This is a genomic window from Frankia sp. Hr75.2, from assembly GCF_949319125.1.
GTDB classification, from domain to species: Bacteria; Actinomycetota; Actinomycetes; order Frankiales; family Frankiaceae; genus Parafrankia; species Parafrankia soli.
Window position 1 is genome coordinate 1 of the sequence record NZ_CASGGV010000195.1, and the last position, 856, is coordinate 856.

An 856-nucleotide genomic window follows, 5' to 3' on the forward strand; every position below is an offset into this window, starting at 1 on the left:
GAAGCGGGATCACTCCAGACGTCACATATCAGGTAGGACTAGGAATAGTCGAGTAGGGCCGCCTGGGTGCTGTCATGAGTGTAGGCGTTGATGGTGGCGGTGAGGTCTCGTGCTTGCGGGGAGCGATGGTAGGCGGGATCTGTGCGGAGTGCTGTAGAGAGCCGATGTGCGCCTGCGCGGATCGGTAGGACGCGATGTTGTGGGGGGATGGCGAGCAGGGGCTGAAGCGCCTGGCGGGCTCCGTCGAGTTCGTGTTGCCGGATGTGGGCGAGGGCAAGATCGGCGCGGGCGATCGCGTGAGAGTTGTGAGAGCGGTCGGCGTAGGGGGCGTTGGTATAGGCGGTGACGGCGTCGACTGCGGCTCGCTCAGCTTCGGCAAGGTTGGGTAGCCATGCGGCGGTGCCGGCGATGATGCCGAGTTGTTCAGGATGAGATAGACGCATGAGTCCGCCGATCTCGTCGAGATCGTCGGTGCGTATCCGCTCTCGGATGTGGTGACTGGTGGCTAGGGCGGCGCGGGCGTGGTCGACATCGCCGATCGCGGCATAGGCGCGGGCTTGCTGGACGGAGGGAAGCGCGGCGATGGAGCCGTGGACGTGGTCGGCGTGCTGCTGGGCGTGTTCGGTGTAGCGGATGGAGTCGGTGTAGCGAGCCATCCAATAGGCGGTGGCGGCCTGCTCGGTTCCGACGATGACGTGCAGGCCGGGGTGTCCGGCTCGCTCGGCGCATAGCAGGGCGGTGCGTTCGTACATAAGGGCACGTTCGGTGTGGCCAAGGTCGCGGGCGGCGTGGACAAGCATGGCGCACACCAGCCCGCCGAGTAGGTAGAGGTCCCGGGCCTGGGTCGGGTCAGTGG

At 66.1% G+C, this 856-nt stretch carries 1 protein-coding gene; it reads right to left on the reverse strand.

Annotated elements, in window-relative coordinates; genetic code table 11:
• Window positions 1–38 precede the first annotated feature (38 nt).
• Window positions 39–856: hypothetical protein (locus AC559T_RS14575; RefSeq protein WP_498869060.1), on the reverse strand; the 818-nt coding region annotated here is incomplete at its 5' end.